Consider the following 23,585-nt stretch of genomic DNA (forward strand, 5'->3'; position numbering starts at 1 on the left):
CCAGGATCGCCCCTGTGGAGACCAGCCCGGGTGGACGCGGGCTCGTCCTCGTGGTCGAGGACGAGCCCGCCATCGTCGACCTCATCGGCCTGTACCTGCGCCGTGACGGGTTCTCCGTGCTCACCGCGGCCGAGGGGTCCGCGGCGCTGGAGCTGGTCCGCCGGCACCGGCCGGTCGCGGTCGTGCTGGACGTCGGCCTGCCGGGCCTCGACGGCATCGAGGTGTGCCGCCGCCTGCGCGCCGACGACGACTGGACCCCCGTCCTGTTCGTCACCGCCCGCGACGACGAGGTCGACCGGGTCCTCGGCCTGGAGATCGGCGCCGACGACTACGTGGTCAAGCCGTTCAGCCCGCGCGAGCTGATGGCCCGGCTGCGCGTCGTGCTGCGCCGCGGCACCGGTCCCGTACCGGGCCCGCTCGTGCTGGGCCGGGTCCGGGTCGACACCGTCACCCGCCGGGTCCTGGTCGACGACCACGAGGTCGCCCTGACCGCGACCGAGTTCGCGCTGCTCGCCCACCTCGCCCGGTACCCGGGCCGGGTGTTCTCCCGCGAGCAGCTGCTGTCCTCGGTGTGGGGGTACGCCGCGCACGCGGGCACCCGGACCGTCGACGTCCACGTCGCGCAGCTGCGGGGCAAGCTCGGTGGCGACTGCCCGATCCGCACGGTGCGCGGCGTCGGCTACGCCGCCGAGGTCGGCCGGTGACCGGCCGGCGCAGCACCGCGTGGCGGGTCGCGCTGGCCTGCCTGCTCGTCGCGCTCCTCGCGGTGCTGGTCAGCTCGGTGGTGACGCTGGTGCTCGTCGACCGGACCGCGCGTCAGGTCACCCAGGAGGCGCTGGCCCAGCAGGCCGACGTCGTCGCCCGGCAGCTCGACGCCGGTGTCCCCCTCGCCGCGGTCGAGCCGCTGCTGCGGGGGCAGGACATCGCCGTCGTCGTGCTGCCGGACCCGGTCGCCGACCCGGTGCTGGCCCGGGCGCTGGAACGCGCGGGCGCGGCGCGGGCGCTGGCCGGACGGCCGGTGTCCGCGGTCGTCACCGCCGACGGGACCGGCTGGGTGGTGGAGGCCCGCCCGGCGGCCGGGTCGGCGTTCGCCCTGGTCCGTGCCCCGGAGCGGGGGCCGCTGGGCAGCCCGCTGCTGGGGCGCACCCTCGGGTTCGCGCTGCTGGCCGGTTCGCTGGCCGCGATCCTCGTGGGCGCCGGTGCCGGCACCGTGCTGGCGCGTCCGCTGCGGCGCACCGCCCGGGCGGCCCGCGAGCTGGCCGACGGCGCGCGCGACGTGCGGGTGCCGGTGCGCGGCCCGGCCGAGGTCGCCGACGTCGCCGCCGCGGTGAACGAGCTCGCCGACGCGCTGGCCCGCAGCGAGGGGCGTCAGCGCCGGTTCCTGCTCTCGGTGTCCCACGAGCTGCGGACCCCGCTGACCGCGGTCCGCGGGCTGGCCGAGTCCCTCGCCGACGGCGTGGTCACCGGCGACGACGTGCCGGGGGCGGGCGAGGTCATGGTGCGGGAGGCACTGCGGCTGGACCGGCTGGTCGCCGACCTCATCGACCTCGCCCGGCTGGAGGCCGACGACGTCCGGGTCGACCTGCAGATCGTCGACCCGGTGGCGCTGGTGGACGAGGCGGCCGAGGTCTGGCGCGGACGGTGCGCGGGGGCCGGGATCGCGTTCCGCGCCGAGACCGCCCGCGACGTGGGGCCGGTGCTCGCCGACCCGCGCCGGCTGCGGCAGGTCCTCGACGGGTTCGCCGAGAACGCGGTGCGGGTCGTCCCGCCGGGGGCCGCACTGGTGTTCGCCGTCCACGGCGACGGCGCGGTCGAGGTCCGTGACGGCGGCCCCGGCCTGGCCCCGGAGGACTACCCGGTGGCCTTCGAACGGGGCCTGCTCCACGACCGCTACGACGGCCGTCGCCCGGTCGGGCTGGGCGGGATCGGCCTGGCACTCGCGCACGGCCTGGTCACCCGGATGGGCGGCACCGTCACAGCGGGCCCCGCACCGGAGGGCGGTGCGTGCTTCACCGTGCGGCTCGCGGCGGCCGGGCCCGCAGATGGGCCCGGCGCGTCACCGGGCCCGAGGTACGGGCTCCGGTGACGCGCCGGTGGCGCGGTGCGTCGCTCAGCTGCGGCGCTCGTCGCGGGGCAGGGCGTGCTGCGGGTCGTCGACCTCGATGCGCTCCTTGCGCACGGTGTCGGAGACCTTCTCGTCCTCGGTGACGGTGCGGGTGCCGAGGCGCACCTTCTCGACGGCCTCGGTGGTCTTGTCGACGACCGGGCGCTCGCGGTGCAGGGTCACCTCGTGCTCGGCCTCGCCCATGGCGCCCGGGCGGGCCTTCGCCTCGGTGCCGTCGATCGGCTCGCGCTCGAGGCGGACCTCCTCGTGCGACACCGGGACGGTGACGGTCTGGTCCTCGGTCACGACGTACTTGCGCAGCGCGACGCGGCCGGTCTCCTCGGTCTCGGTGCCGACGCGCAGGTTCTCCTCGTGGCGGACCATCGCGTCGTCGCCGGTACGGGCGGTGCGGTCGGTGCGGTCGCGGTCGGTGCGCTCACCGGTGGCGTGGCGGGCGTCGGTGCGGCCGTTGCCGGTGCCGATGCCGTAGTGGCGGTAGAGCTCGTCCTCCTCCGACCCGGTCAGGCGCTCGTCGGAGCGGCCCACGTGCGGGCAGTCCTTGACGGCCTTCTTCTCCACACCCAGCGCGACGTCGCGGTCGTGCACGTCGGCGTTCTGCAGCGGCACGAAGCTCTCCTTGGTGCCGAACAGCCCGGTGTTGACCGTGGCCCAGGTCGGGTCACCGCTGCGCTCGTCCAGGTAGATCTGGCCGATCTTGCCGACCTTCTCGCCGTGGTTGTCGACGACCTGACGACCGATGAGCTCCCGGGTCATGTCCTTCGTGATCATGCTGCTGTCCTCCGTGGCTCGGTGCGAATGCTGTCGAACACCGGTGGGGTCGGCCCGGAACCGCCCCGGCATGCGGCGGATGCCCCGTTCCCCGTCGTCCGTGTGACCGCCGTCATCCACCCGGCCGCACGGGATCGCTTGTGCGACAACGCTGGGTGTAGCGCGTTCCCGTCGCGGGCGACCCCGGACGGCATGTTTGGGACGGTCTGTTCTGGACTTGATCTAGGACGTTCCCGACGACGGGGACGGATCATCCCGCCGCCGGGTCCCCGGAACCGGCGTGGAATCGTGGTGACGTGCTCGCCGGGACCGCACTGCTCCCGCTCGGGTCGGCCGTCACCGTCACCGCCGTCGCGGGCACGGCCGCGCTCACCCTCGTACTGCTCGTACGCCGCTGGGCCCGGTGGCGGCCCGCGGTGCGGGCGGCCGCGCTGCCGGCCGTGGTCGCGCTCGTCGTGCTCGCCCTCGCGGTGGGAACGAACGCCTGGTTCGGCTTCTACCCGACGCCCGCCTCGCTGGCCGCCGGACCGGACCGCGGCGGGCTGCCCGCGCCACCCGCCCCGCCGGTCACCGGACCCGGCCGGGACACCGTGCTGACCGTCGACGGCGTCGACGTGCCCGTGCACCTGCCGCCCGGCTACGACGACCACCTCGCCCACCCCGTCCTGGTGTGGACCGGACCCGGTGACGGGTCGGCCGCGGTCGACGCCGCCGTCGACGCCGCGGTCACCGCGGGCCGGATGCCGGCCGTGGTGGTGCTGTGGACCGACCGGGTGCCGGTGTCCCGGCTGCGCGCCGCCGCCGTCGCGGCCGGCTTGCCGGTGCTGCGGACCGACCGGGCCGCGTGGGCCCTCGCCGGTCCGCCCGAGGGCCCCGGGTGCCCGCTGGGCCGGGCGCTCGCCGAGCGCGCCGACGTCGCGACGGCGGCCGGGCCACCCGGCGGCGACGGCTGCCCGGCCCCCGCGTCCGGTTCGCCCGATCCGTTGGACCTGGTCGTCGTGCGCACCGCGGCGACGCAGGATGACCCGGTGCCGGGCGCGCCGCCGCCGGGCCCGGCGCTAGCGTCGGGGTCGGTGACCGCGGCGCCCGGGACACCGGCGGCCGACGTCGTCGCCGCGGAGCTGGACGCGCTCGGCGCCCGGCTGCCGGGTCCGGTGGCCCGTTCGGGCGTCGCCGGTGGTCCGCCACCGGGGACGGAATCGACAGGAGGAACGCGTGACGGGCTCTGAGGGCTCCGGCCCGCCCGGGACGACCGGGGACGAGCACCGGGACGAGCACGGGGACGTCCGCACCCGCGGAGCGGCCCCGGCGCCGGACCCGGAGGCCCGCAGACGACGGCTGTCCGAGGCCGCCGTCGTCCGCGCCGTGGTGTGGGCGGCCCGGATCGTCGGTGCGCTGACCGTCGTCGCGGCGGTGCTGCCCGCGCCCCGCCGGGTCATCGGCAGCGAGCTGCGCAGCACCCTGGGCCTGCCCGCAGGGCTGGGGCTGGCGTCGCTGGTCGTGACCGCGCTCGCCGGGGTCGGCCTGCTGCTGCTGGCCACCGGGCTGCGCCGGCGCAAGCAGCGCGCCTGGTGGGTGGCGACCGCGACGACGACGTTCCTCGTCGTGGTCAACCTGCTGCACGTGCTGGACCAGCGGCGCGGCATCGGGCCCGCGGTGCTGGTCGTCGCGCTGCTGGCGGCGCTGATCGCGACGCGCCGCTACTTCGTCGCCCGGCAGGACCCGGGCGGGCTCGGCCGGTCGGTCCGGTCGCTGCTGCAGTTCGGGCTGTCCGGCTTCCTCATCGTCTGGGTGCTGCTCGCGCTCAACCCGCGCCGGCTCGTCGGCGACCCGTCGATCGCGGCGCAGGCCGCGCACGCGGCGCTGTCGCTGATCGGGGTGACCGGCCCGGTCGAGTTCGAGCAGCGCGCCGTGTGGCTCGACGACCTGACCTCGGCGATCGGGCTGACCTTCGGGGTGGTCGCGCTCGTCGTCGCCGGGTACCACCTGCTGCGCTCGCCGGAGCCGCGCCCGTCGCTCGACCCCGACGACGAGCAGCGCCTGCGCGCCCTGCTCGACCAGCGCGACGGCGACTCGCTGGGCTACTTCGCCCTGCGCCGTGACAAGGCCGCGGTGTTCGCCCACGGCGGCAAGTCCGCGGTGTCCTACCGGGTGCTCGCCGGGGTCGCGCTGGCCTCGGGCGACCCCGTCGGCGACGTCGGCGCGTGGCCCGGCGCGATCGAGGCCTTCCTCGGCATCTGCACCCGCTACGGCTGGTCGCCCGCGGTGATGGGCTGTTCCGAGCGCGGCGCGACCGCCTGGTCCAAGGCCGGTCTCGACGCCCTCGAGCTCGGCGACGAGGCGGTGCTGGAGACGGCGTCGTTCAGCCTCGACGGACGCCCCATGCGCGGGGTCCGCCAGACCGTCAACCGGATGCAGCGCAGCGGGCACACCGTCGAGGTGACGCGGCTGCGGGACCTCGACGAGACCGCACGGATGCGGGTCGCCGAGCGCGCGCACCGCTGGCGCGGCGCCGAGGACGAGCGCGGTTTCTCGATGGCGTCCTCGCGCGTCGCGGATCCCTCCGACCCGGACGCGGTGATCGTCACCGCGCTCCGCGACGGCGAGCCGTCCGGGATGCTGCAGCTGGTCCCCTGGGGCCGCGACGGGCTCTCGCTGGACCTCATGGTCCGCGACGCCGACGCCGACAACGGCATCAACGAGCTGATGATCGCCGAGCTGATGGCGGCCGCGAAGGACCACGGCGTGAAACGGGTGTCGCTGAACTTCGCGATGTTCCGCTCCGCCCTGGAGCGCGGCGAGCGGATCGGTGCCGGACCGGTCGCCCGCGGCTGGGCCAGGGTGCTGCGGATCGCGTCGCGCTGGTGGCAGATCGACTCGCTCTACCGGTTCAACGCGAAGTTCCGCCCGAGCTGGTACCCGCGCTACGTGCTGTTCCCCGCCGTCCGCGACCTGCCGCGGGTGTTGTTCGTCGTGCTCGAGGCCGAGGGCTTCGGCGGCCGCCCGCCGGCGCTGCTGCGGCTGCTGCGCCGGTGAGCCGGGTCCGCGCGGGGGCGGCGCCGTGATCCACGCCTCCGAGCTGCGCCTCGACGTCGTCGCCGCGGTGGTCGTGCCGACGGTCGCGGCGGTGCTGCTGCTCATCCTCACCGGTGGGGCGTGGCACCGGCTGCGCCGGGTGGCCCGGACGCTGCTCGTGGCCGTCTCGGCCGTGGCCGTGCTCGCGGCCGCCGGGGCCGGGGCGAACCTGCTCGGCGGCTTCTTCCCCACCGTCGGCTCGCTGATCGGGTCCTCCCCCGACCCCGGCGAGGGCTCGGTCGCCGACATCGGCCCGGACGGTGCGGGCCTCGACGCGGCGATGCCGCTGGTCGCCGCCCGCTCCGCGCAGGGGCTGGGCTCCACGCTGCACATGACCCTGCACGGGGCCGTGTCCGGCATCGACCGCGACGCCGACGTCTACCTCCCGCCCGGCTACACCGAGCACCCGCGGGCGCGGTTCCCGGTCGTCGAGTGGCTGCCCGGGTTCCCCGGCGAGCCCCGTGAGGTGGCCGCCCTGTTCAAGGTGCCCGACGTGCTCGACGCCGCCATCGCCGCGCACCGCATCCCGCCGGTCGTGCTGGTCATCCCCGACATCAACGGCGAGCCCCGGTTCGGCCACGACCAGGAGTGCGTCGACGCCCAGCACGGCGCGGCCGACGACACCTACCTGACCACCGACCTCGTCGACTGGACGACCCGGCACCTGCGGGTGCGGCCCGACCGCGGCGCCTGGGCGCTGGCCGGCTGGTCCTCGGGCGGCTACTGCGCGATGAACCTGGCGCTGCGCCACCCGCGCACCTACGCACTCGCGGTCAGTCAGAGCGGCTACGACCGCACCCCCGACGACGTCGTCACCGGGGAGCTGTTCGCCGGGCGGCCCGACCTGGCCGCCGCCAACGACGTCGTCGCGCTGCTGGGCGAGCGGCCCGCGCCGCTGGCGATGCTGGTCACCGCGGGCTCCGACGAACCCGAGGAGCGGGCCGCCGCGGACCGGATCCGCGCGGCCGCCGCGCCACCGGTGACCGTCGACACCCGGCTCTACCCGGGTGGCGGACACAACCAGAACGCCGTCCGCGCGCAGCTGCCGGACCTGGTGGACTGGCTGGGTGCGCACCTGCTGGGGCCGCTGGCCCCGCCCGCGACGCCGGCGGGTGTCACGATCGACGACGGGCCCGGTGTGCCGCAGCGCGTGCTGCCGGTGCCCGACCCCTAGGAAGGAGACACACGTGGTCTGGGAGGGAGTCGGCACCCTGCTGCTCGTCGGCGGGCTGCTCGCCGGGGTGGTGTGGATCGTGATCGCGGCCGGCGTCGGGGAGATCCCGAAGGTGCTGCACGGCCTGGCGCTGTGGCTGCTGGTGCCGCTGGCGTGGCTGGGCTCGCTCGGGGTCGTGCTGGCCGGCGGCTCGGTCGGGGCGGGCTGGGCGGTGCTGCTGGGGCTGCTCGTCGCCACCGGGGTCGCCTGCGCGGCGGCGCGGATGCTGGCGGGTCGACGGAGCTGACCACCCACCGGTCAGAATGACGGCGTGGACTTCCGCTCCGTCTACCGCCACCACTTCCTGCGCACCGCCGCGGCGACCCTGCACACCACGATGGCCGACCCGGCCGCGAACGTCGCCGCCGTGCTGGAGACCGCCCGGACCTGCGCAGACGACGGCGTCGGGCTGGTGGTGTTCCCTGAGCTGACGCTCTCGGGCTACTCCATCGAGGACGTCCTGATGCAGGACACGCTGCTGGAGACCGTCGAGACCGGGCTGCTCTCCCTCGTCGAGGCGACGGCGGACCTGCTGCCGGTCCTCGTGGTCGGGGCACCGCTGCGGTACCGCCACCGCCTCTACAACTGCGCGGTCGTGATCCACCGGGGCCGGATCCTGGGCGTCGCCCCGAAGTCCTACCTGCCGACCTACCGCGAGTTCTACGAGCGCCGCCAGACCGCCCCCGGGGACGACGTCCGCGGCGCCACGATCCGGCTCGGCGCCACCGACGTGCCCTTCGGTACGGACCTGCTGTTCGCCGCCGAGGACCTGCCCGGCTTCGTGCTGCACGCCGAGATCTGCGAGGACTACTGGGTGCCGATCCCGCCGTCGGCGGAGGCGGCGCTGGCCGGGGCGACGGTCCTGGCGAACCTGTCCGGCTCACCGATCACCGTCGGTCGGGCCGACACCCGGCACCTGCTGTCGCGCTCGGCGTCGGCGCGCTGCCTGGCCGCGTACGTCTACGCCGCCGCGGGCGAGGGCGAGTCGACCACGGACGTCTCGTGGGACGGCCAGACCATGATCTACGAGAACGGCGTGCTGCTCGCGGAGTCCGGGCGCTTCCCGCAGGGCGCGCGGCACGCGGTCGCCGACGTCGACCTGGACCTGATCGCCGGCGAGCGGCGCCGCCAGGGCACCTTCGACGACAACCGCCGCACCCACGCCACCCGCACCGACGCCTTCCGCACGGTGGCGTTCCGGCTCGACCCGCCCGGCCACGACATCGGCCTGCGCCGCACCGTGGAGCGCTTCCCGTTCGTGCCCGCCGACCCGGCGCGCCTCGAGCAGGACTGCTTCGAGGCCTACTCGATCCAGGTCGCCGGGCTGGAGCAGCGGCTGCGGGCGATCGGCCAGCCGAAGGTCGTGATCGGCGTGTCCGGCGGGCTCGACTCCACCCACGCCCTGATCGTCGCGGCGCGGGCGATGGACCGGCTCGGCCGCCCGCGCACCGACATCCTCGCCTTCACCATGCCCGGCTTCGCCACCTCCGACCACACCCGCAACAACGCCGTCGCGCTGTCCGAGGCCCTCGGCGTCACCTTCGCCACGATCGACATCACCGGCACCGCGCGGACGATGCTGTCGGAGATCGACCACCCCTTCGGCCGGGGCGAGCCCGTCTACGACGTCACCTTCGAGAACGTCCAGGCCGGGCTGCGCACCGACTACCTGTTCCGGCTGGCGAACCAGCGCGGCGGGATCGTGCTCGGCACCGGGGACCTGTCGGAGATCGCGCTCGGCTGGTCCACCTACGGCGTCGGCGACCAGATGTCGCACTACAACGTCAACGGCGGCGTGCCGAAGACGCTGATGCAGCACCTCATCCGCTGGGTGATCTCCTCCGAGCAGTTCCCGCCCGAGGTGTCGGCGGTGCTGCGCTCGGTGCTCGACACCGAGATCACCCCGGAGCTGGTGCCCTCGGACGGGACGACCGAGGTGCAGTCCAGCCAGGCCACCGTCGGTCCGTACGCGCTGCAGGACTTCACGCTCTGGTACACGCTGAGGCACGGCTTCCGGCCGTCGAAGATCGCGTTCCTGGCCGGGCACGCCTGGTCCGACGCCGCCGCGGGCCGGTGGCCGCCCGGGTTCCCCGACGACGAGCGGCCCGCCTACTCCCCCGCCGAGATCCGGCGCTGGCTGCAGGTCTTCGCGCGGCGGTTCTTCCAGTTCGCGCAGTTCAAGCGCTCCGCGCTGCCGAACGGGCCGAAGGTGTCCGCGGGCGGCGCGCTGTCGCCCCGCGGGGACTGGCGGGCACCCTCGGACCTGTCGGCGACGATCTGGCTGGACGAGATCGAGCGGGAGGTCCCGGCCGGCTGAGGGCGGCCCGGTCACGGGGCGCGAACGCGGACGCCGCAGCGCCCCGGGTCCGGACGGGGGTGGCCCACTGGGCCGTCCGGCGGCGACGACGGGTGATCCGATCACACGTCCGGCGCAGCAGTGGTGCGTGTCGTCGTGTCGCCGGCACCGGTCGCCGATCGGTGACACGGTTCACCGAGCGGACGGGGCCGCCCTGTGCCGACGGGGCGGCGCCACACCGGGCGACCGGACCGGCGGAGAGCCCCGGCGCGATCCCGCGCACCCCTCGCGAACAGCGGGAACACCGGGTCCTGAGTGGATCGGCGGGCACCGGCCGACGGGCCCCCCGCCCTGCCGGGGGCGGGTGAACCCGACCACTACTGTCGCCCGCATTCGACCTGGAGGTGAGTCGTGGCACTCGCGAACATCCTGTCCGAGATGCCGGATCTGCTGGAGCGGACCCTGGCGGAACACACCCCCGACGCGCAGGGCTTCTGCCGTGAGTGCCGGGACGCGACGGGGGTCAGCGCCACCTGGCCCTGCGTGACCCGCGAGCTGGCCGAGCAGGCCCGCTCGATGTCCTCCGGCGGTCCCGGCACCGTCGACGAGCGGCCCGCCGAGGGCACCGTGGCCGGGCGTCGCCGGGCCCGGGACCTCTCGGCCCCGCTCGGCAACGGCCGGCACCGCTCGATCTAGGCCGCTCCGGCGCCCCGGACACCAGGTCCGGGGCGCCGTCGTCGTCAGGAGAGCCGGGCGGGCGCGTCCGGGCGGTGCGTCTCCCGGATGAGCAGGACCGCGACCAGCGAGATCACGGCGACGACGACCATGTAGGCCGCGACCGCCATCGACGTCCCGTAGCCCTGCTGCAGCGCGGCGGCGATCAGCGGTGCGAACCCGCCGCCCAGCACGGCGCCGACGGCGTAGGAGAACGAGGCGCCGCTGTAGCGGAAGCGTGCCTCGAACATCTCCGCGAACAACGCGGACTGCGGGCCGTAGGACAGGCCCAGCCCCACCGTGAGCACGACGACCGCGACGACCATCGCGGCGAACCCGGTGGTGTCGAGCAGCAGGAAGAACGGCACCGGCCACACCACGAGCAGCACCGAGCCCACCAGGTAGGCGCGCTTGCGGCCCACACGGTCGGACCAGATCGCGCCGGCGACGATGCTGACCAGCCAGCTCAGCGAGCCGATGATCACGACGACGATCATGGTGTTCCGCGGGACCTCGAGCACCTGGGTGCCGTAGGAGAGCAGGTAGGCCAGGAAGATGTAGCCGATCGCGTTGTTCGCGACGAAGCTGACCGAGGCCAGCACGAGCTCGCGCGGACGGTGCCGGAACACCTCCAGGATCGGGGCGCGGCTGCGGCCGCGGTTCTGCCGCAGCATCGCGAACACCGGGCTCTCCTCTACCCGCAGCCGGATCACGAGCCCGACGACGACCAGCAGGATCGACAGCAGGAACGGGATCCGCCAGCCCCACGCGGCGAACTGCTCGGGGGTGGTCAGGTTGGACACGACGAGGAACACCAGCTGGGCCAGGATCAGCCCGGCGGGCACCCCGATCTGCGGGAACGAGCCGTAGCGCCCGCGCCTGCCGGGCGGGGCGTGCTCGACCGCCATCAGCGCGGCGCCGCCCCACTCACCGCCCGCCGAGAGGCCCTGCAGCAGGCGCAGCACGACGAGCAGCACCGGCGCCGCGACGCCGATCTGGCCGTAGGTGGGCAGCAGGCCGACGCCGACGGTGGCCACGCCCATCAGCAGCAGCGAGAAGACCAGCATCTTCTTGCGGCCGAGGCGGTCGCCGAAGTGCCCCCACACGATGCCGCCGAGCGGACGCGCCACCAGGCCGACCCCGAGGGTCGCGAACGCGGCCAGGGTGCCCGAGGCCGCGGACATCGTGGTGAAGAACTGGCTGTTGAACACCAGGGCCGCGGCCGTGGCGTAGATGAAGAAGTCGTACCACTCGATCGTCGTGCCGATCGCGCTCGTCGCGGCGACCCGGCGCACCTGCGCGGGCGCGGAGCCGGTCGTGTCGGCGGCACTCGTCGGGCCCGCGCCGGGCCCGGCCTGCTGCTCGGTCATGCGTCCTCCCCTGACCCGGGACGGCGGTGTCCCGGACCGCGCTACTTTTGCACCGAACGTCCGGTCGGGTAAAGACGTCCGGGGTGCCCGATCCGCGCCACTCGTCGCACGGCCGGGTGCGGTCGTCGCCACGAACGGTCCGCGAAGATCGGACATCACGGGACATTCGCTACCGTCCGGTCACTGAACACGCGGTCCGGTACCCCCCGACGGGCCGGGATCCCCCGATCCCGACGCTCCCCCGCAGCCCGGCCGGTCCGCGTGCCGGAGGAGAGACCGTCGTGCCCCGACACCGACATCGGGCGCAGGCCGGGCTGAGGCCCGGTCTGCGTCACGTCGCCACCGCGGCCGCCGTCGCGAGCGGCACGCTCGCCGTCGTCACGCCCGTGACCGGGCTCGGCTTCGGGCCGGCCGAGGCCGACCTGCGCCTGGCCGCACAGGACGTGTCCGAGGGCGACCTCGGTAGCCCGTTCGCCGAGGCCGCGGCCGCCGCGGACACTCCCCGCTCCGCGCCCGTGTTCGGCGCCGAGATCGTCCGCGACGCGGGTCTGCTCGACCCGGCCGCGGACGCGAGCCTCGCCGCGGCCCGCAAGGCCCAGGGCCTGGCGCAGGAGGCCGCCGAGCAGGCCAGGGCCGCCGCCGCACTCGCCGCCCGCGGGCTGAACGACCCGTCGTGCGGGCTCGACCTCGACGACCTGGGCCGGGTGAAGGACTGGGTGTCCGACGCCGCGGAGTTCCTCGGCTGCGCCTACGGCGAGACCGACCTGATCGGCGTCGCGAACCGGGCGAACGCCTCCGACCACCCGACCGGACACGCCCTGGACATCATGGTGCGCGGGCAGAAGGGCGACCGCATCGCCGACTGCGCCCTGGCCAACGCCGACGAGCTCGGCGTGAAGTACGTGATCTGGGAGCAGCGCATGAACGACGGCTCCGGATGGTCGACGATGGAGGACCGCGGCGGCGACACCGCGAACCACTACGACCACGTGCACATCTCGTTCGACAAGCGCGCCGGGTCCGGCGAGCCGGACCTCGGCCGCTGCGCCTGACCCGCCGCCCGGTCCGCGGCGGAGCACGGACCGGGCTGCGGTGGTCTCAGACGCCGATCTTCGCCGGGCGTCCGTCCTTCAGGTGCCGGATCGCGGCGACGGCCGGACGCGGCTGCGCGGCGCCGCCGTCGGGCCAGTGCGACGCGGGCTTCTCCGGTGAGGCGTCGTCGACGTCGCCCGGGTGCTGCACCGAGACCAGCACGAAGTTCTCGGTGACGACCGGGCCGCAGCACTCCGAGCCGACCGGGACGCTGGCGAACAGCCGGGTCGAGCCGCGCTGCGGCCCCTCCAGCACGACGCCGTAGAGGCCGTCGTTGATCTCCAGCGCCTGGCTGGAGTCGGTCGAGATCCACAGGTTGCCGTAGGGGTCGAACGCCACGTTGTCCGGCGAGGTGATCGGGCTGACCTGGGACTTGTCGAACCCGCCGAAGTACGTCGACGGGTCGTCGGGCTTCCCGCAGACCAGCAGGATGTTCCAGGCGAACGTCGTCGCCGCCGGGTCGTCGCGCGTCTCGGTGAGCTCGATGACGTGGCCGTGCTGGTTGGCGTTGCGCGGGTTCGCCTCGTCCGGACCGGCCTTGGCGCCCGCCTTGCCGCGGTCGGAGTTGTTGGTGCAGGCGATGTAGACCTTCCCGGTGCGCGGGTTGGGCTCCACGTCCTCCGGGCGGTCCATCTTCGTCGCGCCGACCTTGTCCGCGGCGAGCCGGGTGAACACGAAGACGTCGGCGACGCTCATGCCGTCCACGTAGGACTTCGTGGTCGACGCCAGCGGCTTCCACTGCCCGGAGCCGTCGAAGCGGCCGTCGCGCGGCAGCGTCCCGGTGCCGGTGATCTCCGCGGCCGGGCTGTCCCCGGTGAACGTCGCGACGTAGAGCGTGCCCGACGACAGCAGGGTGGCGTTGTGCTCGCGGGCGGCCCGGCTGTGACCACGGCGCATCCGCTTGTCCGACACGAACTTGTAGACGTAGTCGAAGCGCTCGTCGTCGCCCATGTAGACGACGGGGCGCCCGTCCCGGGTGAGCGCGACGGTGGCGCCCTCGTGCTTGAAGCGGCCGAGCGCGGTGTGCTTGACCGGCTTCGAGCGCGGGTCGTGCGGGTCGATCTCGACGATGTAGCCGAACCGGTTGGCCTCGTTCGGCTCCTGCGCGAGGTCCCAGCGCGGGTCGACACGCTCCCACCGGCGCTCCGAGGCGCCCTCTTCGAAGCCGTAGCGCTTCGCGCGCTCGTCGGTGACCGGGCCGGAGGCGAAGTAGCCGTCGAAGTTCTCCTCGCCGGACAGGAAGGTGCCCCACGGGGTGGTGCCGCCGGCGCAGTTGCCGATCATGCCCTTCACGCTGCGCCCGGTCGGGTCGGCCTTCGTGCGCAGCACCTCGGCACCGGCGGCCGGGCCGTCGAGCACCATCTCGGTGTCGGCGGTGATGCGCCGGTTGAGCTTCCCGTTGCGGTCGTAGCGCAGCTCGCCGGTGCGCAGGTCGCGGGTCACCTCGACGACGCCGCCGCCGTGCGCGGCCATGCCGATCCGGATCTGCTCGGGGGTGGGGGCGTCCTCGTCGTACCCGCGGAACATCAGCGGCTCGAGCGTGTACTCGTGGTTGGAGAACATGACGTAGCGGCGGCCGGGGCCGTCGATCGGCAGGATCCCGCAGAAGTCGTTGTTGTAGCCGAACTGACGGGCCTGCGCGGCGGCGGTCTGGTTCTCGAAGTCGAACTCCGGCGCGTCCGGGAACATCGGGTCGCCCCAGCGGATCACGACGTTGCTCGCGTAGTCGACCGGCACGCGGATCGCGTCGTCGAGGTTCGGCGCGACCGTCTCGTACTGCAGCCCGCGCGGGGGCCGGGCCTGCGCCGGCGATGCCACGTCGGCACCGAGCGGATGGGCCGGCGCGGCCGGGGCGGGCTCGGCCGCCGAGGCGGTGCCGGCCAGGGCCACACCGGCCCCGGCGCCCAGGCCGATCACCGCACCGGCGCGGAGCATCCCGCGCCGGTCGAGCACGGCCTGCATGACGTCACCGAAGTAGGCGTTCGACGACGGGTTGGGCTCGGGCCGGGAGCAGGCGTCGCCGCACCGGTAGCGGCAGGTGAGGCCCTGACGTCCGTGCCGCACGCGGTCGAGGAGCGGGAGGGCACGGCGGGGGCCGGCCTGGGGGGCGTCGCCGGGGCAGCTGTGAGCCACGGTCGTCCTCCTGGGGTCGTGGTGGGATGACGCGGTCCGGTCCGATCCGTTCGGAACCGTCCGTTTCCTCCGCATCCCAACACCCCCGTTCTCCCGTGGGGTGAGGAGAAGGTGGCCGCCGGGTGAACGCATCCCCGGACGGGGTGGCGTCGACCACGCAACGCGACCGGCGCGGCCACCCGATGGGTGACCGCGCCGGTCGCGTCGTGCGCTGGAGAGGGCACGGACCGGGGCGGGCGAGTGCCTCGCCCCGGCCCGGCGGGATCAGACGATGCCCTGGCGGGCGGCGGTGTAGACGATCTCGGTGCGACGACGGACCTCGAGCTTGTCGCGCAGGTTCCGCACGTGGAACTTCACGGTGGCCTCGGAGATCCGCAGCCGGGTCCCGATCTCGCGGTTGGACAGGCCGACGGCGAGCAGCCGCAGCACCTGGTTCTCGCGGTCGGTCAGCAGCGAGGTCTTGCAGAGGTCCGGCGTGGGCGACGGCGCCGGGTCGGTGTCGCGCAGCACCTGCAGCGGGCCGGCGCTCGCGGTGCCCGGGTCGAAGACGCCCTCGCCGCGCAGGACCGTGCGCAGCGCCCGCACGATCTCGGCGGTGTCGGCGCCCTTGCGCAGGTAGCCGTGGACACCCAGGCGGACGGTGCGCATCATCGAGTCGCGGTCACGGCAGCCGGTCAGCACGAGGATCTTCACCCCGCGGCAGCGCTCCAGCAGCGCGCGCACCAGGTCGAGGCCGGGCCGCTCGTCGCGGGCGAACTCGATGTCGACGATGATCGCGTCGGGGCGGGCGCGCTCGGCGGCCATCAGGGCGTCGCGCGGGGAGGCGGCCTCGCCGGCCGGGGCCAGGTCGGGCTCGGCGGTCAGCAGGGCGCGCAGCCCGTGCCGGACGACCGGCTCGGAGTCGACGACGAGTACCCGGGCCGCGCGGCGGATCACATCCGCGCCGTCGGCCCCGCGGCCGGCACGCAGATCGGTGGCCTCACGAACGGCTTCGAGCGTCATCGCTGTCCTCCGGTGGATCTGTTGCGTCATCGCAGGAACACCACCCGGCGTCCCGATGCGGCAAACCGTAAGGAGCGCCACGTTGCCCCCACGTTGCGCGCGATCGAGCGACGTCGCATCCCGGCCCGGTCGCGAGGGGGTCGAGCCCCCCGAGCAGCGGGTATGCTCGCGACCCCGGGACGGACCACCGATTCCGGGACGGTCCCGCGCCGGCGCGGGACATCACGTGGGAGCAGGGCACGACGTGCCCCCAGCCGTGACGGGAGGCGACGTGAGCGGAGCCGAGGGCGGGACGTCCCCCGAGGAGATGGTCGCCGACGCACATCGCCTGCGGCGCATCTACGACGACGGGCTCGGCGCCGGCGGTTCGGCGGGCACGCCCCGCCCGGTCGTCTCGGACTCGTGGCAGCGCAGCCTGGCCGCGCACGTCGACCCGGAGGGCAGGCTCCCCCCGCTCATCTACCTCGCCGACGAGCTGAAGGAGGTCCGGACCGGCCACCCGCTGCACGCGGTGATGCCGCTGCTCCGTTCCACCCTCGTGAGCATCGCCGACGAGGCGATGCACGTGATGCTCGTGACCGACGCCGACGGCACCGTCCTGTGGCGCGACGGCGCACACGGCCTGCTGCACTCCGCCGACGACGTCGGGCTCGTCGAGGGCACCCGCTGGGCCGAGGAGACGATCGGCACCAACGCGATGGGGACGGCGCTGGCCGTCGACGAGCCGGTCCGGATCCACTCCGCCGAGCACCTCGTCCGGGCCTACCACGACTGGACCTGCGTCGCGGCCCCCGTGCACGACCCCGACACCGGCGACACCATCGGCGCGATCGACATCTCCGGGCCGCTGCACACCGTGCACCCCGCGCTGGTGCAGCTGGTGACGGCGACCGCGCACCTCGCGGAGAACCAGCTGCGGGTTCGGCTGGCGATCGCCGACGAGCGGCTGCGGGTCAAGAACATGCCGCACCTCGCGGCGCTGCGCGGCTCCGAGGGCGCCCTGCTGTCCGCGAGCGGCCGGGTCATCGCCAGCGAGCCCTACGGCCTGTTCCCCGAGCGGATCCGGCTCGACGACGGCGTCGACCGGGTGCAGCTCGGCGACGGCCGGGAGATGGCCGTCGAGAGGCTGGCCGAGGGCTACCTGCTGGTGCCGCCGTCGCGGCGGCGCGGGCGCGTCGTCCCGGCGGCGCCGACCGGTGCGCCCCGCCCGCTGGAGCTGCGCTTCACCGGCGGGGGCGGTCCGCGCGTCACCCTCGACGGCGAGGAGTTCGCCGCCACCCTGCGCCCGGCGGAGATCCTCACCGCGCTGGCGCTGCACCCCGACGGGCTCTCCGGCGAGCAGCTGACCCTGATGCTCTACGGCGAGGACGGCAACCCGACCACCGTCCGCGGCGAGATCCACCGGCTGCGGTCGTCGCTGGGCGCGGAGCTGCTGCTCACCCGCCCCTACCGGCTGGCCGCCGGGCCCCAGGCCGACTTCCTGCGGGTCCGCGCCGCGCTGCGCGACGGCCGGGTGTCCGACGCGCTCGACTCCTGCCACGGCGAGCTGCTGCCCCGCTCCGACGCGCCCGCCGTGCGCGAGCTGCGCGACGAGCTCGTGGTCGGGCTGCGGCACGCCGTGCTCGCCTCGGACGACGTCGCGGTCCTGCACCGCTTCGTCGTGCACCCGCTGGGGACCGACGACCTGGAGGCGCACGAGCTGCTGCTGGACCTGCTCGACCGGGACGACCCGCGCCGCGCCGCCGTCGCCGCGCGGGCCGAGCACCTGCGGGACTGACCCGCCGGGCTCAGGTCTGTGCGGCCAGCGGGCTGTCCGGCTCGGGCTCCAGCTCCCCCGCGCGCCACAGGGCCGCGTAGCGACCGCCCGCACGGACCAGCTCGTCGTGCGTGCCCTCCTCGGCGATCCGGCCGCCGGACAGCACCACGATCCGGTCCGCCCGCCGCGCGGTCTGCAGCCGGTGGGCGACGACGAACGCGGTCCGCCGCGACGCCACCCGCTCCCCCGCCGCCAGCACGGTGGCCTCGGTGGCCGGGTCCAGCGCCGCGGTCGCCTCGTCGAAGATCAGCACGTCCGGGTCGACCAGCTCGGCCCGCGCCAGCGCGACGAGCTGCCGCTGCCCCGCAGACAGGCCCTGCCCCCGCTCGCCCACCGGGGTGCGGAACCCCTGCGGCAGCGACCGCACCAGACCCAGCGCCCCGATCGCGCGGGCCGCGGCCTCGATCCGCTCCGGCGGGGCGTCCGGGCGGCCGTAGGCGATGTTGGAGGCGACGTCGCCGGTGAACAGGTGCGCCTCCTGCGGGACCACCCCGAGCCGCGAGCGGTACCCGGCCAGCGGGAAGCGGCGCACATCGACGCCGTCCAAGCGGACCTGGCCGTCGCCGGTGTCGTAGAACCGGGCGATCAGCTTGATCAGCGTCGACTTGCCGGCACCGGTCGCGCCCACGAGCGCGACGGTCTCGCCCGCCCCGACGCGCAGCGACACGTCGTCGAGGGCGGGGGCGTCCACTCCCGGGTAGCGGAACGTCACGTGGTCCAGCTCGACCTCGCCGCGCAGCCGCGCCGGCACGGGCGCCGGGCGCTCGGGCTCGTCCGGGACCGAGGTGGGCGTGCGCAGCAGCTCCGAGATCCGGTTCAGGCCGACCCGGGCCTGCTGGTAGCCGTCGAACACCTGCGACAGCTGCTGCACCGGGCCGAAGAACAGGGTCAGGTACAGCAGGAACGCGGTGAGCACGCCCGGGGTGATGTCCCCGCCGACGATGCGGGTCCCGCCGACGAACAGCACGACCGCCGTGGCGATATCGGACAGGAACGCCACGAACGGGAAGTAGGTGGCGATGTAGCGCTGCGCGCGCAGCCGCGACCGGCGGTAGGCGTCGGAGCGCTCGCCGAAGCGGTCGTAGCTCAGCTCCTCGCGGACGTAGGCCTGCGCGATGCGCACCCCGGACACGTTCTCCTGCAGGTCGGCGTTGACCACGCTGACCCGCTCGCGGGCCTCGGCGTAGGCGCGGGAGGAGAACCGGCGGAACACCACGGTGCCGACCGCGAGCAGCGGCAGCAGCCAGCCCAGCGCGTACAGCGCGAGGTGCGGGTCGGTGAGCACCAGCGCGGTCGCGACCCCGCCGATCGTCAGGAGGCTGACGACGGCCTGCGCCAGCCCGGTCTGCAGGAACGTGGACAGCGCGTCCACGTCGGTCGTCATCCGGGTCATGATCCGGCCGGACAGCTCGCGCTCGTAGAAGTCGAGGCCGAGCCGCTGCAGGTGCGCGTAGCTGCGCAGCCGCAGCAGGTAGAGCAGGCTCTCCCCGGCCCGGGCGGTGACCAGCGTCTGGAACCCGACGACCACCGCGTCCAGCACGACGATCAGCAGCCCGGCCAGCGCCGCCAGCAGCAGGACCCGGGTGGCGCCGTCGGTGATGCCGTCGTCGACGGCGATCCGGGCGATGCTGGGCAGGGCCAGGGTCGCCAGCGCGTCCGCGGTCATCAGCGCGACGCCGAGCACCAGCAGCCGGCGCACGGGGCGCAGCAGCGAGGACAGCCGGAACGCGGGATCGGGGGCGGTCGGGTCGTCGTCGCCGCGCAGCCGGGGGGTCTCGTCCGCCGGGGGCAGCTTCGCGACGGACTCGAGCAGCTCGGGGGTCGCGCTGATCCCACCGGCCCAGCCGGCCGCGCCGCCTCCGCCGTCGCGGGTCAGGGCCCGGTCCGGGTCCTCCTCGATGCTGACCCGCGGCCACAGCTCCGGGGTGACGGCCGGGCCCGCCGGTGCATCGGCGAGGACACCGGTGCCGGTGCCGGTGCCGGTGCCGTTGGCGGGTGCCGCCTCGTGGGCGGCGGGCCCGCGGGTACCGCCGCCGAGCTCGTCGGCGGGGCCGGTGGCGAGCAGCTCCCGGAACAGCGCGCACCGGCCGCGCAGCTCGTCCTCGGTGCCGGTGTCGACGACCCGGCCCTTGTCCAGCACCGCGATCCGGTCGGCCAGCGCCAGGGTGGAACGCCGGTGCGCGACCAGCAGCGTGGTCCGCTCGGCGGTCAGCTCGTGCAGGGTCTCGTGGATCGCGGCCTCGGTGGCGGTGTCGACCGCGGAGGTCGCGTCGTCGAGCACCAGCACCCGCGGCCGGGTCAGCATCGCCCGGGCCAGCGCGATCCGCTGCCGCTGGCCACCGGACAGGGTCAGGCCGCGCTCGCCGACCTCGGTGTCGTAGCCGTCGGGCAGATCCTCGACGAACGACGCCACCTGCGCGGCCTCGGCGGCGGCGCGGATCTCGTCCTCACCGGCGTCCGGCCGGCCGTAGGCGATGTTGTTGCGGATGCTGTCGGAGAACAGGAACGCCTCCTCGAACACCACCCCCAGCTCGGCGCGCAGGTCGTGCAGCCGCAGGTCGCGCAGGTTCACCCCGCCGATCGAGAGACGCCCGGCCTGCGGGTCGTAGAAGCGGGGCAGCAGCAGCGCCACCGTCGACTTGCCCGAGCCGGGCGGGCCGACCAGGGCGAGGGTCTCGCCGGGTTCGACGCGCAGGGAGAGCCCGTCCAGGACCGGGTCGGGGGCGGCGTCGCCGTCCGGGCCGGAGCCCGCGGGCTCGTAGCCGAACCGGACGTCGTCCAGCTCGACGGTCAGCGGGCCCTCGGGCAGCGCGGCCGGACGCTCCGGGTCGACGATCCCCGGTGCGGCGTCGACGATCTCGAAGACGCGCTCCGCCCCGGCCCGGGTCAGCTGCGCGGTGACCACGAGCGCGCCGATCAGCCGGGCGGGCCCGACGAGCATCCCGACGTAGGTGGTGAACGCCAGGAACGTGCCGAGGTCGATGGTGCCGCGGGCGGCCATCCAGCCGCCGACGCCGATCACCGCGACCTGTCCCAGCCCGGGCAGCGCCAGCAGCATCGGGTTGAGCCGCGCGGTCAGCCCGGCGGCCCGCAGCCGCTCGCCGTAGAGGCGGCGGGCCCGTCCCTCCAGCGTGGCGGTCTCGCGGGCCTCCTGCCCGAAGCCCTTGACCACGCGCACGCCGGTGACGGTCTCCTCGACCTGCTGCGCGATCTCGGCGGCCCGCTGCTGCGCGGACCAGGTGGCCGGGAACAGCCTGCGCCGGATGCTGTTGGTGGCCAGGAACGCCAGCGGCAGCATGACCAGCGCGACCACGGTGAGCAGCGGCGACAGGTACAGCATCGCGACGATCGCGACGACCACCAGCACGACGGTACCCGCCGACAGCGGCACCATCGACAGGAAGCCCTGCACCAGCTGCAGGTCGGAGATGGCCCGCGAGGCGACCTGGCCAGTGCGCAGCCGGTCCTGGCGGACGCCGTCCATGCGCTGCACCGCGCCGAACACCGCGCGCCGCAGGTCGTGCTGCACGTTCAGCGCCATCTTGCCGCCGAGGTAGCGGCGCACGAACGCGCCGACGAACTTCAGCACGCCCAGCACCAGGAGCCCGCCGACGACCGGCGCGAGCACGCCGGTGTCCCCGCCGATCGCGCCGTTCACGCCCTCGCGGATCAGCAGCGGACCGATCGCCTCCAGCCCGACGCCGAGCATCGACGCGACGAGCGCACCGACCGTGACGCGGCGGTGCCGCATGCAGGCCGTGGCCAGTCTGCGGATCCAGCCGGGGCGTGCGGAGGGGTGGGGAGAGGGCACGTCGCCAGGCTATGCCCGCCCCCCGACAACCGGCCCGGCGACGCCGCCCGGCGCGGGCCGCCGGGCACCCGCCGTCGACGACGGCCGCTCCCCCGCACCGCCCACCTCGCACGGGTTCCGGCGACGTCGCAGACCGTGCAGAGGCTGCGAGGTGGAGCGAACCCGTGCGAGGTGGGCCGGGCTGCCGGCCGCCGCCCCGGACCCGCCGGCTCGTCTCAGGTGATGTCCCGCCGCGCCCCGACGACGGCGGCCAGTGCGATCCCCGAGGCCGTCCAGACCGCCAGGACCAGCAGCCCGACCCAGCCGGGCGGCGGGGCGCTGACCCCGGCCAGGAACTCCAGGACGAACTGCGACTGCGCCCCCAGCCCGGCCGAGCTCACGACCGGCTCCCAGATCGCGAGGTCACCGGCGTTGCCGGGCAGGAACGGGGTCAGCCGGGCGAACACCGACGGGTCGCCGAGCGAGGACCCGTCGCCCGCGCGCAGCGCCCCGGCGATCAGGTTCTCCCCGATCAGCAGGTAGCCGACGGTGAGCGCGATCGCCCCGGCCTGGTTGGTCACCAGGGTCCCGACGGCGACGCCGAGCACCCCCCACAGCGCGCACACCAGGATGCCGATCGCGCCCAGCCCGGCGAGCTGCCCGAGGTCGGGCAGCTGCTGGCCGCCGAGCGCCGCACCGCCGAGCAGCGGACCGACCACGACGAGGAACAGCGCGTACAGCCCGGCGACGACGGCGGCGATCAGCGCCTTGGCCGCGAGCACCTGGCCACGGGACCCGGTCAGATAGGCCAGCGTGACCGTGCGGTGCCGGAAGTCGCCGGTGCCCAGCAGCGTCCCGAAGGCGGCGCCGACGATCGCGGTCATGGTCAGCGCCGACGCCAGCCCGGCGAGCATCAGGATCGACGACGTGTCGGTGGCCTGCGGCACGAGCAGCTGCAGGATGCTGCCGAGCAGGCTCTGGGCCAGCGCGAGCAGCAGCACCGGCAGGAACAGCAGCCACCACACCCGGGTGGACAGGGTCTTGCGGACCTCGGCGGTCAGGACCGCGCGGAAGCGGTCGAGGCTCACGGTCGCCATCAGCGCTGCTCCTCCCCGGCGAGCAGGCGCAGGAACATCTGTTCCAGCCCGGCCCGCTCCTCGCTCATCCCGTACACCGCGACGCCCGCGGCGAGCGCCAGGTCCCCGACGCGGACCGCGTCGGCCCCGCCGACGGCCAGTACGCCGTCGTCGACGCGGTCGATCTCGGTGATCCCGTCCGTGGCGAGCGCCTCGGCCAGCCGGGCCGGGTCCGCGGCGCGCACGAGCACCCGCGAGCCGTGGCCGGCGCGCAGCTCGGCGACGGTGCCGTCGAAGCGGCAGGCACCGCGGTCGATGACGACCAGCCGCTGCGCGGTCAGCTCCATCTCGGCCAGCTGGTGGGAGGAGACGAGCACGCTGCGCCCGGACGCGGCGAAGGCCTGCAGGAACGAGCGCAGCCAGGCGATGCCGTCGGGGTCCAGGCCGTTGCCCGGCTCGTCGAGCACGAGGATGCGCGGGTCGCCGAGCAGCGCCACGGCCAGCGCCAGGCGCTGGTTCATGCCGAGCGAGAACCCGCCCGCCGAGCGGTCCGCGGCGGCGGCCAGGCCCACCAGGGTGAGCACCTCGTCGACCCGGGAGTCGGGGACGCCGATCGCGGCGGCCGCGGCGCGCAGGTGCGCGCGGGCGGTGCGCCGCGGGTGCACGCCCTGCACCTCCAGCACCGCACCGACGACGCGGCCGGGCGAGGCCAGCGCGGAGAACGGGACCCCGTCGACGAGCGCGCGCCCGGTACTGGGCACGACCAGCCCGAGGATCATCCGCAGCGTCGTCGTCTTGCCCGAGCCGTTGGGTCCGAGGAACCCCGTCACCGAGCCGGGCTCGACGGTGAACGACAGGTCGTGCACGGCCTCGACCGGGCCGAACCTCTTGCCGAGCCCCTCGACGACGATCCGCCCGCTCCCGGCCGCCGTCGCCGGGTCCGTGGACGCGGTCTCCTGCACTCCGGCCTCCGTCCGTCTCGCGTCGCACCCCGGGTTCGCGCCGGGGCATCGCCTGCCCGCCAATCCTCGCCCAGCGCGGGGACACGACCGGAGGCGGGCCCCGCACCGATCCGGTCGGCACTGGCGCGAGACCGACGAAACGGACTTGAATGG

General features: G+C 75.0%; 17 protein-coding genes. 10 read left to right on the plus strand and 7 right to left on the minus strand.

Annotation, left to right across the window (positions count from 1 at the left end):
• Positions 1 to 14: 14 nt before the first annotated feature.
• Both DMP17_RS41380 and DMP17_RS41385 read left to right on the plus strand, forming a co-directional pair.
• Positions 15 to 704, plus strand: a complete 690-nt coding sequence (locus DMP17_RS41380) for a response regulator transcription factor (RefSeq protein ID WP_337832388.1) — start codon at positions 15 to 17, stop codon at positions 702 to 704.
• Positions 701 to 2,086, plus strand: a complete 1,386-nt coding sequence (locus tag DMP17_RS41385) for a HAMP domain-containing sensor histidine kinase (RefSeq protein ID WP_337832389.1) — start codon at positions 701 to 703, stop codon at positions 2,084 to 2,086. Before DMP17_RS41380 ends, DMP17_RS41385 begins: the two co-directional genes overlap by 4 nt.
• A 24-nt stretch (positions 2,087 to 2,110) precedes the next feature.
• Here DMP17_RS41385 and DMP17_RS41390 read toward each other — a convergent pair whose 3' ends face one another.
• Positions 2,111 to 2,893, minus strand: a complete 783-nt coding sequence (locus DMP17_RS41390; protein ID WP_337832390.1) for a PRC and DUF2382 domain-containing protein — start codon at positions 2,891 to 2,893, stop codon at positions 2,111 to 2,113.
• A 296-nt stretch (positions 2,894 to 3,189) separates the two neighbouring features.
• On the opposite strand from DMP17_RS41390, the gene DMP17_RS41395 reads away from it, so the two are divergent.
• From DMP17_RS41395 to DMP17_RS41420, 6 genes are all read left to right on the plus strand, one after another.
• Positions 3,190 to 4,122 (plus strand): hypothetical protein, encoded by a 933-nt coding sequence (locus tag DMP17_RS41395; RefSeq protein ID WP_337832391.1) that lies wholly within the window; start codon positions 3,190 to 3,192, stop codon positions 4,120 to 4,122.
• Between the two features lie 109 nt (positions 4,123 to 4,231).
• Complete coding sequence (locus tag DMP17_RS41400; RefSeq protein WP_443217997.1) at positions 4,232 to 5,929, plus strand: phosphatidylglycerol lysyltransferase domain-containing protein; 1,698 nt, start codon at positions 4,232 to 4,234, stop codon at positions 5,927 to 5,929.
• Positions 5,930 to 5,954: 25 nt separating this feature from the next.
• Positions 5,955 to 7,142, plus strand: coding sequence for an alpha/beta hydrolase (locus tag DMP17_RS41405; protein WP_337832393.1), 1,188 nt, complete (start codon positions 5,955 to 5,957; stop codon positions 7,140 to 7,142).
• A gap of 13 nt (positions 7,143 to 7,155) precedes the next feature.
• Positions 7,156 to 7,428 (plus strand): hypothetical protein, encoded by a 273-nt coding sequence (locus DMP17_RS41410; protein WP_073578537.1) that lies wholly within the window; start codon positions 7,156 to 7,158, stop codon positions 7,426 to 7,428.
• Between the two features lie 24 nt (positions 7,429 to 7,452).
• The gene (locus DMP17_RS41415; RefSeq protein WP_337832394.1) at positions 7,453 to 9,498 is read left to right on the plus strand and encodes an NAD(+) synthase; all 2,046 of its coding nucleotides are present in this window, start codon (positions 7,453 to 7,455) and stop codon (positions 9,496 to 9,498) included.
• Positions 9,499 to 9,888: 390 nt separating this feature from the next.
• Positions 9,889 to 10,173, plus strand: coding sequence for a hypothetical protein (locus DMP17_RS41420; RefSeq protein ID WP_208820499.1), 285 nt, complete (start codon positions 9,889 to 9,891; stop codon positions 10,171 to 10,173).
• Positions 10,174 to 10,217: 44 nt separating this feature from the next.
• Here the strand turns inward: DMP17_RS41420 and DMP17_RS41425 are convergent, their stop codons facing one another.
• Positions 10,218 to 11,561 (minus strand): MFS transporter, encoded by a 1,344-nt coding sequence (locus DMP17_RS41425; protein WP_226350032.1) that lies wholly within the window; start codon positions 11,559 to 11,561, stop codon positions 10,218 to 10,220.
• A gap of 281 nt (positions 11,562 to 11,842) precedes the next feature.
• On the opposite strand from DMP17_RS41425, the gene DMP17_RS41430 reads away from it, so the two are divergent.
• Positions 11,843 to 12,613 (plus strand): hypothetical protein, encoded by a 771-nt coding sequence (locus DMP17_RS41430; RefSeq protein WP_226350031.1) that lies wholly within the window; start codon positions 11,843 to 11,845, stop codon positions 12,611 to 12,613.
• A 46-nt stretch (positions 12,614 to 12,659) separates the two neighbouring features.
• On the opposite strand, the gene DMP17_RS41435 is transcribed toward DMP17_RS41430, so the two are convergent.
• Both DMP17_RS41435 and DMP17_RS41440 read right to left on the minus strand, forming a co-directional pair.
• Positions 12,660 to 14,786, minus strand: coding sequence for a PhoX family protein (locus DMP17_RS41435; protein ID WP_337832395.1), 2,127 nt, complete (start codon positions 14,784 to 14,786; stop codon positions 12,660 to 12,662).
• Between the two features lie 264 nt (positions 14,787 to 15,050).
• Positions 15,051 to 15,788 carry a LuxR C-terminal-related transcriptional regulator gene (locus DMP17_RS41440; protein WP_062397435.1) on the minus strand — a complete coding sequence of 246 codons (738 nt, stop codon included), beginning with the start codon at positions 15,786 to 15,788 and terminating at the stop codon, positions 15,051 to 15,053.
• Between the two features lie 271 nt (positions 15,789 to 16,059).
• Between DMP17_RS41440 and DMP17_RS41445 the strand changes: the two genes are divergently transcribed.
• Positions 16,060 to 17,565: a GAF domain-containing protein gene (locus tag DMP17_RS41445; protein WP_337832396.1), complete on the plus strand. Its 1,506-nt coding sequence runs from the start codon at positions 16,060 to 16,062 to the stop codon at positions 17,563 to 17,565.
• Between the two features lie 10 nt (positions 17,566 to 17,575).
• Here DMP17_RS41445 and DMP17_RS41450 read toward each other — a convergent pair whose 3' ends face one another.
• From DMP17_RS41450 to DMP17_RS41460, 3 genes are all read right to left on the minus strand, one after another.
• Complete coding sequence (locus tag DMP17_RS41450; protein WP_337832803.1) at positions 17,576 to 21,355, minus strand: ABC transporter ATP-binding protein; 3,780 nt, start codon at positions 21,353 to 21,355, stop codon at positions 17,576 to 17,578.
• A 275-nt stretch (positions 21,356 to 21,630) separates the two neighbouring features.
• Entirely contained in the window at positions 21,631 to 22,491 is an 861-nt protein-coding gene (locus DMP17_RS41455; protein ID WP_226350028.1) for a hypothetical protein, read from the minus strand.
• Positions 22,491 to 23,432 (minus strand): ATP-binding cassette domain-containing protein, encoded by a 942-nt coding sequence (locus DMP17_RS41460; protein WP_226367496.1) that lies wholly within the window; start codon positions 23,430 to 23,432, stop codon positions 22,491 to 22,493. The genes DMP17_RS41455 and DMP17_RS41460 overlap by 1 nt, the downstream gene beginning before the upstream one ends.
• Positions 23,433 to 23,585: the final 153 nt, after the last annotated feature.

It is taken from the genome of Pseudonocardia sp. TMWB2A (genome assembly GCF_017312135.1).

Coding starts and splice junctions, on each gene's coding strand:
- DMP17_RS41390 (WP_337832390.1), bottom strand. CDS start 2,893: ATGATCACGAAGGACATGACCCGGGAGCTCATCGGTCGTCAGGTCGTC.
- DMP17_RS41425 (WP_226350032.1), bottom strand. CDS start 11,561: ATGACCGAGCAGCAGGCCGGGCCCGGCGCGGGCCCGACGAGTGCCGCC.
- DMP17_RS41455 (WP_226350028.1), bottom strand. CDS start 22,491: ATGGCGACCGTGAGCCTCGACCGCTTCCGCGCGGTCCTGACCGCCGAG.
- DMP17_RS41450 (WP_337832803.1), bottom strand. CDS start 21,355: ATGCGGCACCGCCGCGTCACGGTCGGTGCGCTCGTCGCGTCGATGCTC.
- DMP17_RS41440 (WP_062397435.1), bottom strand. CDS start 15,788: ATGACGCTCGAAGCCGTTCGTGAGGCCACCGATCTGCGTGCCGGCCGC.